The 390-nt window shown below is 62.6% G+C and carries 1 protein-coding gene; it reads left to right on the top strand.

Translation table 11 applies throughout. The annotated features are described in order from the left end of the window. A partial coding sequence (locus M3205_RS25325; protein WP_251172375.1) for a methyltransferase domain-containing protein occupies positions 1 to 390 on the top strand: 390 nt, incomplete at both ends.

The raw sequence follows: 390 nt of genomic DNA, 5'->3' as shown, positions 1-390 counted from the left end.
CGGCAAGCTGGGTTGCGCCGTCACTGGCGTCGACGCGAACGTCGACTACGTCGAACGCGCGCGTGCCAATGGATTCGCGGCATACGAGCCGGAGGCTTTTTTCGCCGCCGAGCACGCACCGTTCGATGTGGTGTTCCTGAGTCACCTCATCGAGCACGTCACGCCGGACGCGCTGTTCGCGCTCGTGCCGCGCCTTTGCGCTTTGATGCACCGGGACAGCCGACTGATCGTCGTCAGCCCGACCCCCGGCGATCGGTTCTATCACGACTTCACTCACGTGCGCCCCTATCTGCCGCAGAGCTTCCGTCATGCATTCGGCACGACGGGAATGCCGATCTCGTTTGGCGAGGCGGGGTTGCTCGAAATGACGGACATCTATTTCTTCAAGGA

Source organism: Cytobacillus firmus (assembly GCF_023715565.1).
GTDB lineage: Bacteria > Bacillota > Bacilli > Bacillales > Cytobacillaceae > Cytobacillus > Cytobacillus firmus_C.
Note: the sequence above shows the minus strand (reverse complement) of the source record. Positions and strands in the feature narration are given on the sequence as shown.